Source organism: Chryseobacterium gwangjuense (genome assembly GCF_021311115.1).
GTDB classification, from domain to species: Bacteria; Bacteroidota; Bacteroidia; order Flavobacteriales; family Weeksellaceae; genus Chryseobacterium; species Chryseobacterium gwangjuense.
Genome location: NZ_JAJTNP010000005.1, coordinates 266,454 through 282,704 on the forward strand (window position 1 = coordinate 266,454; position 16,251 = coordinate 282,704).

Genomic DNA, 16,251 nt, shown 5'->3' on the forward strand with positions numbered 1-16,251 from the left:
TAAAGAAACGCTATTGAATTCAATAGCGTTTTTTATTAATATCTTACTCGCGAAGAACTTTTATTCTGTTATCGCTCCAGATTTTTATTACAGAAGAACCCGAATATTTTGAAACTTTTTCTCTGTCTTCTTCTACTGCATAATCTACCAGATCAATAATTTCAGCAGAAATATCCGAGAATTTTAACGGACTCTTATCTCCACTAAAATTGGCCGAAGTTGAAACCAATGGTTTATTTAACTTTGTAATTAATTTTTTACAAAAATCATTTTTCACCAGACGAATTCCAATACTTCCGTCTTCTGCCAATAGTTCTTTTGGCAAACCTCGTGGATTTTCGTAAACGATGGTAACTGGTTTTTCACTTAAATCAATGATTTCCCACGCCATTTCAGGAACATCGACCAAATCCTGCAGTCTTTTTTCAGACTCCACTAAAATGATCATGGATTTATTTTTCTCACGTTTTTTGATGTCAAAAATTTTGTTGACTGCATCTATATTGGTTGCGTCGCAGCCTATTCCCCAAATTGTATCTGTTGGATAAAGGATGGTTCCGCCAGATTTTAGTATATCTATGATTTTTTCCATTGTTTTTTGTCTTTGCGAGGAACAAAGTGACGAAGCAATCTCAAAAAGGATTCATGATATTATGTATATCCTCTGCTAAATCTCTCCATTCCGGATTAAATAAGTTTATTAAATTTATTTTTTTCTGTCGGGAACCAGCTTTAATCTGTTTTTCTCTAAAAATTGCATCGCCAATTTCCTGAAAAGCTTCCCAATAAACTAGTTTATTAAGATTATATTTTGAAGTAAAACTTAATTCATAAACTTTTTGCTTATGTTGTTGAACTCTTTTAGGTAAATTTGATGTAACACCAGTATACAGAACACTATTGTTTTTATTGGTCATAATGTATACAAAACCGGGTTTCATTTGTGATAAGTTTTAAATATAGATAATATTAAAGATTGCTTCGTCGCTTTCGCTCCTCGCAATAACAATAAAATTACTAAACTTTACAAATTCGGCAAATATCTTTCCTCAATAATGTTCAAATGATGCTCATTGTGACCGATAATCAGTTTACCGATGGTTTCTACAGAAATCTGGTTTCCGTTGGCTGTTCCGATGTTATTTAAAACCGACGGATCTAATGTCTCCAATAAGATTTGTGAAGATTGTCTTACAGATTGATATTCTTCTAATAAAGAATCTAAACTTCTTGCATGAGCAAAAGATTGTTTGGCATACAATTCTTCATCAAAGCCCGGTAATTCATTTTTATCGCCTCTTGCAAAAGCTAAAATTCTGTATTGGAAAACTCTTTCTGTATCCGACAGATGCAAAAGCAGCTCTTTCAACGTCCATTTTCCTTCTGCGTAAGCAAAAAGTGATTGCTCTTCTGTAAGATTTGAATAAATTTCAACGGTTTTTTCTCCCGATTTTTTTAATTCTCCCAGCCAATCTTCGGATGGAATTTGATCTAAATATCTCTGAACGTATTTTTGAAAATCTGTCATATCAATATGAGTAATAAGTAATTGGTAATGAGTAATATTTTAAAATTGCCACTGAAGATTCATTATGAATTATTGGTCCATTCATAAAAATTCACTTCATCGTAAATTTCGAAACCGCAAGATGGGTATAATTTGTTTCCGATATCATTTGATTTTCCTGTTTCAAGGAGAATTCCACAAGCATCGGTAGATTTTGCCATTTCTTTAGCTTTGTCAATTAATTCTTTTGAAAAGCCTTTTCCACGATGGTTTTCATTGACGTACAAATCATTCAACAGCCAATAGCGCTTCATTCTTGTTGAAGAAAACAATGGATATAATTGAACAAAACCAACCAATTCCCCCTCACTTTCAGCTACAAAAATTTCGGAATCTTTGCTTTCAATTCTCTCTTTCAAAAAATTTTCTGCGGCAGGAATATCAGAATCTTTATGGTAAAAAATCCTATACTGATCGAATAATTCAGACAATTGCTTTAGATCCTGAATTGTTGCTTTTCGTGTATTTTTCATAGTTCATTATAAGTGATGGTCGTAGCTCAGTACACGTTTCATTTTCCAGTCTTTACCATCTAAAATCCAAAGAATAGTAAATTTAGCGCGGCTTCCTTTGTTCCATTTTCCTTTATAAAATTCTGCAAAATCATGTTCACCTTCTTCAATAAAAGCATACAAATTAGTATTGTTGTACAAAGGGTATATTTTCATACTGTTGGGAACCAGTTCTCGTTTTACCTTATTGGGTCCCCCACAAATATTTTTTTTAATCGAAGCGATGAAAGCTGCTTTTCCGGAAGTAATTCCACCTTTGTCGTGGTAAAATTCAAGATCATCACTCACGATGGAATCATAATGAGAAAGATCACATGTATTAAATCCGATATCGAATATGAGACTGTCTAATTTTTTTGCCGTTTTATACAATTCGTCGGTATTTTTTACCTGAGAATATACAATCTGACTTAAAATTAATAGCAATACAATATGAATCTTTCTCATGATGTTTTTTATTTTTAATTACCACAAAATTTACAAAAGATTTAATTAATTCCTTTTGTAACTCTTGTGGTAAAATCTATTAAGAAAAAGCTCTTTCCAAATCTGCGATTAGATCTTCCGCATCTTCAATTCCAACGCTCAAACGAACCAGATCATCAGTAATTCCTAATTCTGCACGTTTTTCAGCAGGGATAGAAGCATGAGTCATCAAAGCTGGGTGATTTGCCAAAGATTCTACTCCACCTAAAGATTCTGCCAAAGTGAAAACTTTTACTTTTTCTAAAAACTTAATAGCATCTTCTTTTTGCCCGGATTTGAAAGTGAAAGAAACCATTCCTCCGAAATCTTTCATCTGAGATTTTGCCAATTCATATTGTGGGTGAGATTCCAATCCCGGATAAATTACTTGAGCAACGGCAGGATGAGATTCAAGATATTTCGCTACAGCCATTCCGTTTTCTGAATGTCTCTGAACTCTTAAAGCCAACGTTTTAATTCCTCTCAATACCAGATAAGAATCGTGAGGTCCTAAAATTCCACCGCTTGCAAACTGAATAAAATGAAGTTTTTCTCCCAATTCAGCATCTTTTGCGATCAAAGCTCCCGCAATTACATCAGAGTGACCTCCTAAATATTTAGTAGCAGAATGCATCACAATATCAGCTCCCAAATCAATTGGTCTTTGAAGATATGGCGTCGCAAAAGTATTATCAACTGCAACAAGGATATCTTTTCCTTTTGCAATTTCCACAACTGCCTTAATATCAACCAATTTCATCAATGGATTTGTTGGTGTTTCAACCCAGATTAATTTAGTTTTATCGGTAATAACGTCAGCAATTTTAGAAACATCATCAAAATTCACGAACGTAAATTTCAACTGATATTTTTCAAAAAGTCTGGTGAACATTCTGTAGGTTCCTCCATATAAATCATCAACTGCAATTACCTCATCACCAGGATTTAATAATTTTAAAACACAGTCGATTGCAGCAAGACCAGAACCGAAAGCTAATCCTCTCGCTCCGTTTTCAATGCTTGCCAAAGAGTCTTCCAAAGCCTGTCTTGTAGGGTTTGCCGCTCTTGAATATTCGTAACCGGAATGTACTCCCGGACTTTTTTGTGCGAATGTAGACGTTAAAAATACAGGAACATTCACAGAACCTGTTGCAGATTCGTGGTGTTGTCCTCCGTGTATAACTTTTGTATTAAAATTCATTGCTTTATATTTTTGGTTGAAGCTGGATGATGGAAGCTGGATGTCTTGATAAACTTCTAACATCTGACTTCCATCTTCCTGCATTTTTTACATTTTTATTGCAGACTTAATCGCAAACTCCTCTGCCATTTGCTCTATCCATTGTGCTACATCTTCTTCTCCTGTTGCTCTTTGATAGGTATTTCCCAGAGAAACTAAAATCTGGTGCATGAACATTTTCATTTGGTCAACCGGCATTTCTTTTGTCCAAAGATCGATTCTTAAAGCTTCCATTGCTTTTTCGTCCCAAACCGAAATCATCACTGCTTTTGTTTCTTCCTTATCAACTCCTCCATCCTGTGCATTCCAAGTCATTGTTTCCGGGATGTGGTTTTCATCCAATTCTACATCTATCGTAATCTGAGTCTTTCTCATTCTTTCTATTTTTTCTAATTCTTTTTTTAATTAATTTTTAGGCTTATAACCTGATTTATTGAAGATTGTTTGCGCATCCAGTTTTAAGAAATCCAATAATTTTGTTTCCGGATTTTGCTTTACATACGATTTACAAATCTGCCATCCTGTAAAGATCCCGATCTGAGGAGAAGATTCATTATCGATTTCGGTATAAAACTTAGAGAAAGGTCCCGGAGAAATAAAACGTTCCACCAATCTGGGATCATCACCGAATATCAAATTATTCTCTACAAAATAGTTCCAGATGTTGGCTTCATTAGAAACCGCCCAATCATATTGTTTGGCTGTATAATTCATTTTCAGATAGTCCGGAAAATTGGGTAAAAAAGCATCCTGAAGCGTCATGATCTTTCCATTAAGGATCAACTGATCTACAAACTTTTGTTCAGTGGAACCTGTTACAATATTCTCAGCAAAAATCAGTGAAACTTTCGGAACAATATTAGCCGGGTTCATAGATTTCTGGAAGTACATTTCCAATCCTTTATAGTTCGCATTTCCATCCCCCATAAATCCGGTGATATCTATAAATAAAAATCCGGTTTTCTCATCATAAATGATAGGATCCTGAGCCATTTGTAGTGCAGATGAAAACAAATACACTTTCGGACTCTTAAATTTTGGATAATAGTATTTTATATGTGAAAATAATTCCTGAAGCTCAGTCTGTAGCTTTTGTACATCTATCTTATGTATCGCTTCATTATAAATTTTAATTTCGTTGGCATCAGTTCTTCTTTTTGAAAAGTCTTCATCAGGCACAGTTCCCTGAAACCATGGAAAACTGGTTTTAAACTGATCCAACGGAACATTTTTATCATAAAACATTTTAGAAATATCTACGACCTGTACTTTTTCTGCAGGTTTCTCAATTTCTACCTTCCATTGTGATTCCTGTTCTTTTTTACATGAATGTAAGCTCAAAACTAAAATGGAAGAAAGTATAGCAATTCGGAAAATCTTCATTATTTTTACATGAATTTAAGTTTACAAAAATAAGGATTTAAACATAATTCTATATTTAAATTATTCGGTTTTATTATCCTAAAAAATGTATTCTTGATTGAAAAATTCAAAACACAAAAAATGGTACTGGAAACCCAACGTCTTTTAATGAGAAAATTTGAAGAAACAGATTTTGAACGTCTGTTTCTTCTGGACTCCAACCCTGAAGTGATGAAATATATTGGAGTCGCTCCTCTTTCTGAACCTCATGAGTCTAAAAAAGTGATTAAAATGATTCAGCAGCAATATGTTGACAATGGTATCGGAAGATTGGCTGTGATTGAAAAAGAAACGGGATTATTGATTGGCTGGAGCGGTCTGAAACTACTGACAGAAGAAATCAATGGATATAAAGGTGTATATGACTTAGGTTACCGTTTTTTACCTGAGAAATGGGGAAAAGGATATGCGTATGAAGCTGCAAAAGCTTCTTTGGATTATGGTTTTCATACCTTGAAAACCGATACTATTTATGCTCATGCTCATTCTGAAAATACAGGTTCAAATCATATTTTGAAAAAACTGGGGTTTGAAAATACAAGTGAATTCACAGAACCTGACGGAGTTTGTCTCTGGTACGAAATAAAAAGTGAAAACTATTCTCTATGATTACGATAAGACAAGAAGAAGAAAAAGATCATCAAAGTGTTTTTCAATTGATCGAAGAAGCTTTCAAAAATATAGAATATAGTGATCATCAGGAACAGTTTTTAGTTGAAAGATTAAGAAAATCTGAGGCTTTTATTCCGGAATTATCTCTCGTTGCAGAAAATGAGAACGGAGAAATTGTAGGTCACATTTTATTTACAAAACTTAAAATTATTAATGATTCTGAAACGTTTGAATCGTTAGCCTTAGCTCCTGTTTCCGTAAAACCTGAGTTTCAAAATCAAGGAATCGGAGGTCAATTAATTACATTCGGTCATTTTATTGCTAAAGAGCTCGGATATGAATCGGTCATCTTAATTGGACACGAAAAATATTATCCTATGTTTGGATATCAAAAAACCACTAATTTTGGGATTTCTTTTCCGTTTGAAATTCCTGAAGAAAATGGGATGGCCATAGAACTAATAGAAAATTCATTAAAAAATAAAAAAGGAACTGTAAAATACCCTAAAGAGTTCGGAATAAACTAAAAATATACACAATGCAGACACAAAAAGTAATACATCATCTTGTCAACTGGTTGAAAGATTATGCAACGAAAGCTAATGTAAAAGGATATGTAATCGGAGTTTCTGGAGGAGTAGATTCCGGTGTGGTTTCTACCTTATGTGCCATGACAGGACTTGAAGTTTTGCTTTTAGAAATGCCTATCCGACAAAAAGAAGACCAGGTAAACCGAGCGCAGGATCATATTGCAGATCTAAAGAAAAGATTCCCAAATGTTCAAGGAAAAAGAATTGATCTGACTCCTGTTTTTGAAACATTTGAAGACAGCGTAGAAAATCATGTGGAAGGAAGATGGAGCAACAACCTGTCTTTGGCCAATACAAGATCCCGTTTCAGAATGGTGACTTTATATTATTTCGGACAGCTTCACGGACTTTTGGTTTGTGGAACAGGAAATAAGGTAGAGGATTTCGGAATTGGTTTTTATACAAAATACGGTGACGGCGGTGTAGATGTTTCTCCTATTGCTGATCTTTATAAAACTGAAGTATACGCATTAGCGAAAGATTTAAACCTCATCGAAAGTATTCAAAATGCAATTCCTACAGACGGACTTTGGGATGCAGAAAGAACCGACGAAGACCAAATCGGAGCCACTTATCCTGAATTGGAAAAAATTCAGAAAGAATACGGAACTAAAACCGTTGAAGATTATGAAGGGCGCGACAAGGAAGTGTTTATGATTTTCGACAGAATGCATAAAGCTGCGAAACATAAAATGGTTCCTATTCCTATCTGTGATATTCCTGAAGAATGGAGAGAAGACTAAAGTTAATGTAACAACGTATCAATTTAACAGTGTAACAATAACAGTGGTAAATTGATAATTACTGTATTTTTAAATCTTTAAATTATGAATGGTAAAATAAGATCTCTTTTTTTCATCTGTCTCGGCCTCCTTTTCGGGATGTCTGTAATGTATGTTTACAATAATTTTATTGCGGATAAAAATCCAACTCAGCAAGAGGAAGCGAAAAACCAAAGCAACTTTCAGGCAAAACAGGGAAATACGTCTCAAAACAGCAGTGAAATTTATTCTATTACTGAAGAAACTAAGGTCATTTCTTATGTAAAACAAAATCATGAGCTTCCAGAGTATTATATTACAAAAAACGAAGCCAAAAAATTAGGATGGGATCCTTCAAAAGGAAACCTTTGTGATGTTTTGCCCGGAAAAGCCATTGGTGGCGATCACTTTGGAAACAGAGAAGGAAAATTACCTAAAGGACAAAAATATTTTGAAGCCGATGTAAACTATAACTGCGGAAACAGAAATTCAGACCGTATTATTTTTACTAAAAACGGAGATGTTTATTTGACGAAAAACCATTATAAAAGCTTTGAAAAACAGTAATAAAAATTAAAAGAAATATGAAAACAATATATATAGATTTTACAGATATAGGAGATTATGAAGACTTCTACGCTCAATTAAAAGAAAAAATCACACTTCCAGAACATTTTGGGGAAAATCTTGATGCTCTTGCTGACGTTATTTCAGGAGAACTGGAAATGCCTCTTCATCTGGAATTTGTGAATATGAGCATAGATCAGTTAGAACTTTTTGAAGATATGCTGACAACTTTAGAAGATGCAGAAGATGAAACGGAAGGATTCTCTTTCACCTATTATTTGGAACAATATGAGGATGATGAAGATGAAGTCGAAACCAACGAAGAGTAATTGCCAACCTCCTACAATAACAAAACTCACAGATTGCTCTGTGAGTTTTTTGGTCTAAGACATCAAGTGAATCTGTCTAATTTTTTATTACTGCTTTATGAATTTATAATTCTGTTGTTTTCCCCCCTTAACAGAATATTGCAGTATATAATTTCCACTTAATAAAGACGATACGTCGATCTCACGATCTACCGAGTTGAATGATTTCACTTTCTGCCCGACCATATTATAAATTTCAGCCTTATCAATTTTTTCAGTTCCTTTAAAGTAAAGGATATTCATTACCGGATTCGGATAAATTTCTATATCACTATTATCTTTTGTAGTATCTCTCACCGATAAATATTGGGTAAGATCTAAATAAAATCCTACTATTTGTCCGGTTGCATTTGTCCCCACTCCTGCAATTTTTTTCCCATCCTGAGAAATTGCTAAAGGCAACGCCATTGTTACTCCATTTGTTGCAATCCCTAATGCTACTGCGTAATCATTCAAATTAACACGTCCACTTGCAGCAGTCCAAATAAAGCCTTCTCCAGACATTGGAGGTGCTGAAAATGCCCTGAAATACCCTACTACAGTTGTTCCATTGGCAGATATTCCTGTTGCACCACCCCTGAAGAAGACCGAGGAATTTGGATGTGTTATATAAGTAACTCCAGCTGTTGTATTCCAAACATAAGGATTGGGCATTGCTGCCCCTATTACTGTATTTCCATCAGCAGAAACAGCTCCGGCTTCACCCAGATTATTTCCGCTACTATCTGTAATAAAATTTTCTACTCCGTTTACCCATCTTGCACCACTTCTTGTTCCTGTTGGTTCATCTTGCCATCCTACGATCACGGTTCCATCTGCATTCACAGCATTCGCTCTTGAACTTCGCCCTGAAACTATACTTCCCAAATCTACTACTCCATTCACGGCATCCCATTTCACAGCGTGTGCATTCGCCGCAGTAAGCCAGCCTAACCCAACAATGACATTTCCGTTGGATGACATTCCCCAAGCAGAACTTACACTACCATCCCAACCTGTAGGAACAAGCCCTCCTTTAGTTGCCCATGTAGACGCACCTGCATCATAGGTTGAGATCTCATTAAAACCTGTTGCAGCATTCGTTGTTGAAGATGCAATCTTGGTTCCGTCATTAGAAACCAACGTTCTTCCTGCAGCAGGATATCCGTTTGTAAGTGCTCCTATCTGTACAAGTCCAGTAGCCGCACTCCATTTATAAATTCCACCTGCACTTGTATGCATACTTACGACTCCGTTATCTGAAACGGCTCCTACCGTATAATTTCCAACTCCCATCACTGTAAGCTGTGCCTTTGTAATTCCAACATTCAGTATGCAGTAACCCGCCAATACTTTAATTGAAAGATTGTAAATTTTTTTCATACGCTGATGTATTTAATATTTTAAACTTGGTGGAAGCAATATTAATATTATATTTACCCAATTAAAAGAATTTGTCTTTTACAATTCGTGAAATTCAAAAGAATTAAAATTTTAAAAACTTAATATTCAAATACATAAACAAAACTCGAATTGAAAGTAATTTTCAGACAGATTATTCATAAAAACATAAAAACAGGTAACCGCTTCGAAAAAATGCTGAGAAATAATAAGAATATTCTACTGCTAATTTTCATTTTTTATTCCATTTTTACAAACGGACAGTCTGGTCCTGACTTTAGTATTTTAGCAGATAAAGCATTTCAAAAACTGTATCAAAATCCGGACGACTGCATCAGTTATTCTCAAAGTCTTCTTCTAAGTGATCAAAATATAGAGCATAAGCTCGTGTTACAAAACATCATTTCACAAGCTTATGCTATGAAGGGTGATTATGTACAATCTGTAAGTATTTCTACCCAGCAGGAAGATTTTCAACAGAACAATCTTTCCTATTTTATGCAGGCTTTTGGAAACTATAATCTTGCTGAACAATATCAAAATCTGGATTTATACGATCAGTCAAAAAAAATTATTGCTCATCTTCTGTCAGATCAAAACTTCCTAAAAAGTAATGATCCCAAACTGAGAATAACAGTGGCTAAAGTGTATCAGCTTCAAGCTCTAAACTTTGGAATCAACAGAGACTATCCATCAGCTTTACAATATCTCACGAAAAGCGACCAGTATACAAATAGTAGTAATGAAGAAAATATTATCACAGGAATTGAGAATAAGATTTTTCGATCGTCTTATTTACTGAGACAAAATAAATTAAATGAGTCTAAAAAACTTACTGACAGTATCATTAATCATCTTGAAAAACATAAAGACCATCCTTTTTTATTGAGCCTTGCCTATGAAACCTTGTCCAGATATTATTTTCTTAAACAAGATTACAAAACATCGGTTTCCCAATCGGAAATGGCACTTTTACAGATTGAGAATATTCCATTCAGCAGTTTAAAAATTAAAATTTACGAATCGCTATCACGAAACTATTTTGCACTTCATGATGATGCTAAATACCACCAATACAATAAACTTTACAACGAATTAAAAACAAAAGAAGATTCTAACACCAAAGAAGGGATACGATATATTGTCAAGCTTGCAGAAACCAACCAAAATAAAAGCATTGAGTTTCAAAAGCAGAGTTATACACAATCTTTAGGAATTTTAATATTAATCCTGACTTTCATAGTCCTTGCCTTACTCATTTATTTTTTAATTATCAAAACCAAGAACAAAGACTTAAAAAAGCAATTTGATTTCTTCGAAAAACAGAGTAAACGTGAACAGAAAATAATATCTTCCTTACCTATCATAAAAGAAACACCTGCTATCGAAAAGAATTCTGAAAAAGATGCTAGCAAAATATCAAAGGAAAAAGAAGAGGAAATCCTCCAAAAACTCGAAGAATTTGAAGAATCAGACCGGTTTTTGAATAAAAGCATGTCTCTCTCCCTGCTTTCTTCCCAAATGGAAGTGAATACCAAATACCTCTCTGAAGTCATTAATACTCATAAAGAAAAGAATTTCAACGGCTACATCAATGAATTAAGAATTAACCACATTGCTCATTTATTGAGAACAGATCCTGTATTTCTTAATTATAAAGTAAGTTATCTTGCAGAACATTCAGGGTTTTCATCCCACAGTACATTTACAACCGTGTTCAAGTCTGTTACGGGAATGTCTCCGAATACGTATATCCAGGAAATCAGTAAAAGTAAAACTTTATGAAATTTATTTTAAAAACACTTTCATTCTTACTTTTAAGCTTTTATGTTTCTATAAATGCTCAGAGAATACCGGATGATTCTCTGATGAAAAAAGCCCATGCTGAAATCTATGACAATCCTGACAATGCCATCCAGATTGGAAAAAATTTGTTAAAAAAAGACAACAACATCGATACGTCTATCAAAATTTATATGTTGCTTTCTACAGCAAATATTGCCAAAAGAAACTTTGATGAGTCTTTGAAATATATTTTAAAAGCTAAAGAACTTTCACAAAAAACAAGCGACCCAAAAAATCAGCTTAGTGTATTAATATCTGTTGCCATACAGTATCAACAAATGGAACTTTTTAGCAAAAGCTTGGAAACGCTTAACGAAGCTGATCTATATTTGGCGAAAATTCCCGAAAATTCACCTGAGAAATACATAGAAACTGCCAGAAGTTATGCTATACGAGGGATGATTTATAAGAGCCAATCGAATTCAGAAATTGCTCTTGAAAAATTTCTTACTTCTCTGCAAAATTTTGAAAAAGTCCCTTTGCAAAAAACGACCTACTCAAATGTGAGTGTAGTGTATTATAACATTGGTTATTGCTATCTGAACCTGAACCAAATAGATAAAGCACAACAGGCCTTTTTACAATCGATAAACTATGCACAGAAAAATCATGCGAAAAGCCTTGAAGCCTTTGCTTTAAAGGGAATGGCAGAAATGTACAAACAAAAACGGGAACATCAGACCGCCATCAATCTTTTACAAAAAGCCGAAAACCTTAGTAAAAACACCGGTGATATTGTTCTTAATGAAGGCATCTATAAAGAAATGGCAGACAATTACCTGGCTTTGAGGAGGCAAGATCTCTATCAGCTCTATAATAAAAAATATTTTGAAATGCGCTTCAAAAGAAAGGAAAACGAACTAATTTCCATTAATCAGGTCATTGATAATCATAACAAAGAGACCTCTGTCAAAAGTAAAGAGATTAAATCTTATTATAGTAATCTAATGATCATTGCGACTATTGTAGGAGGAATGATGATTACCCTTCTTTTGTACTTGATTTTAAAGATGAAAAAACTAAATGATAGGCATCAAAAAAATATACAGCATATTATACGAGCTTCATAGTCTATAAATAAAAAAACATTCCGATCGGAATGTTTTTTTATTATTTCTTTATCATCAGATTATTTGCCAATAGCTTCGGTAATCGGATTTCCTACATTTCCGCTAGGAAACTGGATTTTCAATAAAGAAGAAACTGTAGGCGCAATATCCGTCATAAAATAAGGCTTATTGCTTTCTCCATGCTGAATTCCCCAACCCATAAAGATTAACGGAATATGTGAATCATAAGAGTTCCAGACACTGTGTGTAGTTCCTGTTTTTGAATAAGGAGGCAACATAGAATCATGAGAAATCAACTGAATATCACCGCTTCTTTGTCTGTTAATCCCATTAATAATTCTTTGCTTTATAGGTTCAGGGATAGTTGCTTCCTGAACTTCTGTTACAGAAACCGCATACAAAACGGTAGGATCTTTTTCTAATTCCTTGATTGCAAAGTCTCTTACATCATCCAGTTCAAGTTTATTATCTTTCATGAGTTTTCTATCAAAATAAATTTGATAATTATCAACAGCATTAATCAGTTTATCAACTCCGAATTTCTCTTTTAATTTCTCATTGATATTCTTTTCCATTCCTTCACCGAAGAAACCTGTTGTAATTTTATGCTCCTGCAAAAATCCTACAGAATGTGCTCCTCCATGATCTGCAGAAAGGAAAACCGTATATTGTCCTTTTCCTACTTTTGAATCTAAATAATTAAAAAACTGAGCCAAATCCTGATCCAATCTTAAATAAACATCTTCTACCTCAATAGAATTCGGACCAAATTTATGACCAGCATAATCTGTTGACGCTAAATTGATCGCCAAAAAGTCGGTAATATTATCACCTCCTAATTTTTCTCCCTCTACAGAAGCTTCCGCCAACTTCAAAGTCAATGTATTTCCGAAAGGTGTATAACGGATATTATCTTTCTTAGTTTTATAATCAGCCGCTAAATTACTGTAAGGAAAAGTAGGCGTTTTTGCACTTCCCAACAATCCTTCCCAAGAAGAATTATCCGGTGAACTTTCTGTATATTGATTGATTGGAAGTAATGTATTCCAACCGTTTGCTACCAATTGATCCGGTAAATTCTGAGAATTGAAAGATTTCACCCATTGTGGCAAATCATTCATATACCAAGAACTTGTAATGAAATTTCCTGAAGAATCATCAAACCAAAAAGCCCCGTTTGGATTGTGACCAGCCGGTAAGATCGAAGCTCTGTCTTTCAATGAAACCCCGATTACTTTTCCCTGAAAATTAGTTGCCAATCTCAATTCGTCCGTAACTGTTGTAGACCAAAGGTTTTTCGGAGAGTGACTACCAATTTTTGCATTGGTTGTTCCTACCGGTGTTACACTCTCGTCAGTTGTACAATATACATTTTGACCTGTTTCCTTATCAGTCCAGTCATTCCCTGCAATCCCGTGAATAGCCGGAACCGATCCCGTATAAATACAAGTATGACCTAACGCGGTAACGGTAGGAACATAAGGAATATGAACATTATTTAAAGAATATCCCGTTCCTAACAACCTTTTGAAACCTTCGTTACCATATTTATTGTAAAAACGATACAGGTAATCCCACCTCATCTGATCTACTACCAAACCGACTACCAATTTCGGTCTTTCTAATTGTGAATTTTTGTTCTTCTGCGCATTGATTGTAAAAACGGATAACAAAGTAACCGCCGCAATCGAAATTTTCCTAAGCATTCAGTAAAATTTTATTGAGAACAAATTTACGGGTTTTAAAAATTTTGGTGTGTGAAATTTTGATTAAATTTGAAGACATTCCAAATTCAAATTTTCCAATCAAAATAAACTTCAGTAATGAAAATTATTAGACCTTTTCTTCTTTTTGTTTCTATAATTTTGTTTGGATGGCTGTTTTTCAGTAATGCGGATCTTATTAATATCATGGCTACTCTTAATCATGCAGAAAGTAATTCTGAAATTTCTAAAATAAACAGCTTTACAGATATTAATGAATTAAAACAATTTGCAGTAAGTAAAATAAATCAGATAAACGCCAACATGGATCGACGTTCTGAAAGCGCTGTTACCAGATCAATTATCATTTTAATTTTGATATTTATACAGATTGTTCTTTATGCCACTAAAGGAAATATTTTCGGATCGAAAACTTCAAATTTTCAATGGAAATAGAAATCAAAAAACTAGAAAAGCTCACTTCCAATCCTACTCTAAACTGGGGATTGAATGGTTATGAAACCGATAAGGTTTTTAGTGTTTCCACTATTAAAATGGGAAGTTCTTTTGAATTCAGTTTAAGAGAGAAAACTCAATATTATAAAAAAGTATGGGAAACCAATGATGAAGATATTGATCATCTTAATGAAATTATTAATCAGGAGAATTCCTTCGGAGCTTTTGAAAATGATGAATTAATCGGTTGGATGATCTGTGATTTCAGAACATGGAATAATAGTCTTTTTATTGAAAACATATTGATCTGTGAGAAATTCCGCAGGCAAAACATCGGAAAGTTATTCATTAAAAATGTCAACCGAAAAGCAAGAGAACTGCAATGCAGACTCGTTGAGCTTGAAACACAAAATACTAATTATCCAGCAATACAGTTCTATCAAAATGCAGGGTTCTCCATCACCGGAATTAATACAAAATTGTATAATGATTCCACAGAAACGGCTTTATTTATGAGTTTTGATGTGTTGGTTTAAAAACATCATCTTTTCATAAAAACAAAGACATTTTTGAAAACTGGAATTTGAACGAATTTTAAAAACGTTAAAAAATTAAATCGAAAACGGAAAGACACAACTTACAAGACTTCTGAATTCTGTAGGTTTTTTTCCTGTATGTTTTTTGATAAAATTGGTAAAGTTGGCCTCATCCGAAAATCCTAACTGATAGGAAATTTCAGAGATCGTAAGCGTTGTATATTTTACAGATTTTTCAAACTCATTCACCAACTTATCAATAATGATTTCCTTTGCCGATTTTCCGGCAATAAATTCGGTCATGCTCGTAAGCTTTCTTGTAGAAATGTGAAGAGCACTTGCATAATAAGAAACTTTTTTCTCCGTTTTGAAATCCCTTTGAAGCATTACCCTAAACCTGTTAACATAAGATACGTATTCAAGTTTTTCATCCTTTTCAATCTCTTCATTATTGATTGCCAATAATGCATCAAGTATTATTGTTTCAAGAGTATTATGAGCAGCGGAAACGAAAAGTCTTTCATCTTTTTTCTGAAAATCCAACAATCGGTTTACCAGAAAATACCTCATAATCTCTTTAGGAACGTCACCAGTATATGGAGAAATAAAAATTTCGCTCCCATAATGAAAAAACAGAGCAGAATTTAGGAACACAGAATCTGTGGAAGATTGTTCATAAAAGATCGACGAAAAGGAAAATACATACGCTTCTTTTCCTTCACAATCCTTAAAACTTATACTTTTATGTGGACCGATAAAAACAGTACTGATTCCTTTTACATCATAGCTGTGACCTTCTACGATCATTTCCAAATCATCAAACACAAACCAAACATTAAAATACTCTAAGGTATTAAAGTCTTTTTTGCCCTGATTTCTTTCAATAACATAGCTTAGCGGATTCATACTGAATCCTGTTTTTTTCAATCTATCTGTAATTGTATACGTCATTTTCCCTCTAAAACTAATCGGCGATTAAATTAGTAAAAAATACCTAAATCTCAACTTTTTTCTTTCCTACCCCTATTTTTTAAAATTAATCTAAAGATTCTTTAAATTTCCGCTAATAGATAACGTTATTCATTATAAACGTTATTTAAAATCTGTTTCATAAAAAACCGCGCCCTTCGGGCGCGGTTTTTATTTATATAGTGTTG

20 protein-coding genes are annotated in these 16,251 nt (G+C 33.8%); 9 read left to right on the forward strand and 11 right to left on the reverse strand.

All coding sequences use genetic code 11. The features are described 5' to 3' along the window. Positions 1-43 precede the first annotated feature (43 nt). The 8 genes from LV842_RS11820 to gldB form a co-directional block, all read right to left on the reverse strand. Positions 44-631, reverse strand: coding sequence for an L-threonylcarbamoyladenylate synthase (locus LV842_RS11820; protein ID WP_317207299.1), 588 nt, complete (start codon positions 629-631; stop codon positions 44-46). A 1-nt stretch (position 632) separates the two neighbouring features. Beyond that, positions 633-941, reverse strand: a complete 309-nt coding sequence (locus LV842_RS11825) for a GIY-YIG nuclease family protein (protein WP_233111664.1) — start codon at positions 939-941, stop codon at positions 633-635. An 83-nt stretch (positions 942-1,024) separates the two neighbouring features. Then, positions 1,025-1,528 carry a DinB family protein gene (locus tag LV842_RS11830; protein ID WP_233111665.1) on the reverse strand — a complete coding sequence of 168 codons (504 nt, stop codon included), beginning with the start codon at positions 1,526-1,528 and terminating at the stop codon, positions 1,025-1,027. Positions 1,529-1,590: 62 nt separating this feature from the next. After that, entirely contained in the window at positions 1,591-2,040 is a 450-nt protein-coding gene (locus LV842_RS11835; protein ID WP_233111666.1) for a GNAT family N-acetyltransferase, read from the reverse strand. 6 nt (positions 2,041-2,046) lie between these two features. Next, the gene (locus tag LV842_RS11840) at positions 2,047-2,526 is read right to left on the reverse strand and encodes a nuclear transport factor 2 family protein (RefSeq protein WP_233111667.1); all 480 of its coding nucleotides are present in this window, start codon (positions 2,524-2,526) and stop codon (positions 2,047-2,049) included. Between the two features lie 79 nt (positions 2,527-2,605). Then, a complete protein-coding gene (locus LV842_RS11845; RefSeq protein WP_262909418.1) occupies positions 2,606-3,829 on the reverse strand; it encodes a cystathionine gamma-synthase in 1,224 nt (407 codons plus the stop codon). Between the two features lie 3 nt (positions 3,830-3,832). Continuing rightward, a complete protein-coding gene (gene gldC / locus LV842_RS11850; RefSeq protein ID WP_233111668.1) occupies positions 3,833-4,159 on the reverse strand; it encodes a gliding motility protein GldC in 327 nt (108 codons plus the stop codon). A 30-nt stretch (positions 4,160-4,189) separates the two neighbouring features. After that, positions 4,190-5,167, reverse strand: a complete 978-nt coding sequence (gene gldB, locus LV842_RS11855) for a gliding motility lipoprotein GldB (RefSeq protein WP_233111669.1) — start codon at positions 5,165-5,167, stop codon at positions 4,190-4,192. 120 nt (positions 5,168-5,287) lie between these two features. On the opposite strand from gldB, the gene LV842_RS11860 reads away from it, so the two are divergent. The 5 genes from LV842_RS11860 (at position 5,288) to LV842_RS11880 (ending at position 8,065) form a co-directional block, all read left to right on the forward strand. Next, entirely contained in the window at positions 5,288-5,815 is a 528-nt protein-coding gene (locus LV842_RS11860) for a GNAT family N-acetyltransferase (protein WP_233111670.1), read from the forward strand. After that, on the forward strand, positions 5,812-6,345 hold the full coding sequence (locus LV842_RS11865) for a GNAT family N-acetyltransferase (protein ID WP_233111671.1): 534 nt from the start codon (positions 5,812-5,814) through the stop codon (positions 6,343-6,345). The genes LV842_RS11860 and LV842_RS11865 overlap by 4 nt, the downstream gene beginning before the upstream one ends. An 11-nt stretch (positions 6,346-6,356) precedes the next feature. After that, on the forward strand, positions 6,357-7,151 hold the full coding sequence (gene nadE, locus LV842_RS11870) for an NAD(+) synthase (protein ID WP_233111672.1): 795 nt from the start codon (positions 6,357-6,359) through the stop codon (positions 7,149-7,151). A gap of 84 nt (positions 7,152-7,235) precedes the next feature. Then, a complete protein-coding gene (locus LV842_RS11875) occupies positions 7,236-7,736 on the forward strand; it encodes a ribonuclease domain-containing protein (protein ID WP_233111673.1) in 501 nt (166 codons plus the stop codon). A gap of 17 nt (positions 7,737-7,753) precedes the next feature. Continuing rightward, on the forward strand, positions 7,754-8,065 hold the full coding sequence (locus LV842_RS11880) for a barstar family protein (RefSeq protein ID WP_233111674.1): 312 nt from the start codon (positions 7,754-7,756) through the stop codon (positions 8,063-8,065). Between the two features lie 87 nt (positions 8,066-8,152). On the opposite strand, the gene LV842_RS11885 is transcribed toward LV842_RS11880, so the two are convergent. Next, the gene (locus tag LV842_RS11885) at positions 8,153-9,466 is read right to left on the reverse strand and encodes a T9SS type A sorting domain-containing protein (RefSeq protein ID WP_233111675.1); all 1,314 of its coding nucleotides are present in this window, start codon (positions 9,464-9,466) and stop codon (positions 8,153-8,155) included. A 150-nt stretch (positions 9,467-9,616) separates the two neighbouring features. Here LV842_RS11885 and LV842_RS11890 point away from each other — a divergent pair, with 150 nt between their 5' ends. Together LV842_RS11890 and LV842_RS11895 are read left to right on the forward strand one after the other, a co-directional pair. Beyond that, positions 9,617-11,269, forward strand: coding sequence for a helix-turn-helix domain-containing protein (locus LV842_RS11890; RefSeq protein WP_233111676.1), 1,653 nt, complete (start codon positions 9,617-9,619; stop codon positions 11,267-11,269). Then, positions 11,266-12,399 carry a tetratricopeptide repeat protein gene (locus LV842_RS11895; protein WP_233111677.1) on the forward strand — a complete coding sequence of 378 codons (1,134 nt, stop codon included), beginning with the start codon at positions 11,266-11,268 and terminating at the stop codon, positions 12,397-12,399. Before LV842_RS11890 ends, LV842_RS11895 begins: the two co-directional genes overlap by 4 nt. A gap of 59 nt (positions 12,400-12,458) precedes the next feature. Here LV842_RS11895 and pafA read toward each other — a convergent pair whose 3' ends face one another. Beyond that, on the reverse strand, positions 12,459-14,105 hold the full coding sequence (pafA, locus tag LV842_RS11900; protein ID WP_233111678.1) for an alkaline phosphatase PafA: 1,647 nt from the start codon (positions 14,103-14,105) through the stop codon (positions 12,459-12,461). Positions 14,106-14,222: 117 nt separating this feature from the next. Between pafA and LV842_RS11905 the strand changes: the two genes are divergently transcribed. Both LV842_RS11905 and LV842_RS11910 read left to right on the forward strand, forming a co-directional pair. Beyond that, complete coding sequence (locus tag LV842_RS11905; protein WP_233111679.1) at positions 14,223-14,558, forward strand: hypothetical protein; 336 nt, start codon at positions 14,223-14,225, stop codon at positions 14,556-14,558. Beyond that, on the forward strand, positions 14,549-15,094 hold the full coding sequence (locus tag LV842_RS11910) for a GNAT family N-acetyltransferase (RefSeq protein ID WP_233111680.1): 546 nt from the start codon (positions 14,549-14,551) through the stop codon (positions 15,092-15,094). Before LV842_RS11905 ends, LV842_RS11910 begins: the two co-directional genes overlap by 10 nt. 75 nt (positions 15,095-15,169) lie before the next feature. On the opposite strand, the gene LV842_RS11915 is transcribed toward LV842_RS11910, so the two are convergent. After that, the gene (locus tag LV842_RS11915) at positions 15,170-16,045 is read right to left on the reverse strand and encodes a helix-turn-helix domain-containing protein (RefSeq protein ID WP_233111681.1); all 876 of its coding nucleotides are present in this window, start codon (positions 16,043-16,045) and stop codon (positions 15,170-15,172) included. Positions 16,046-16,251: the final 206 nt, after the last annotated feature.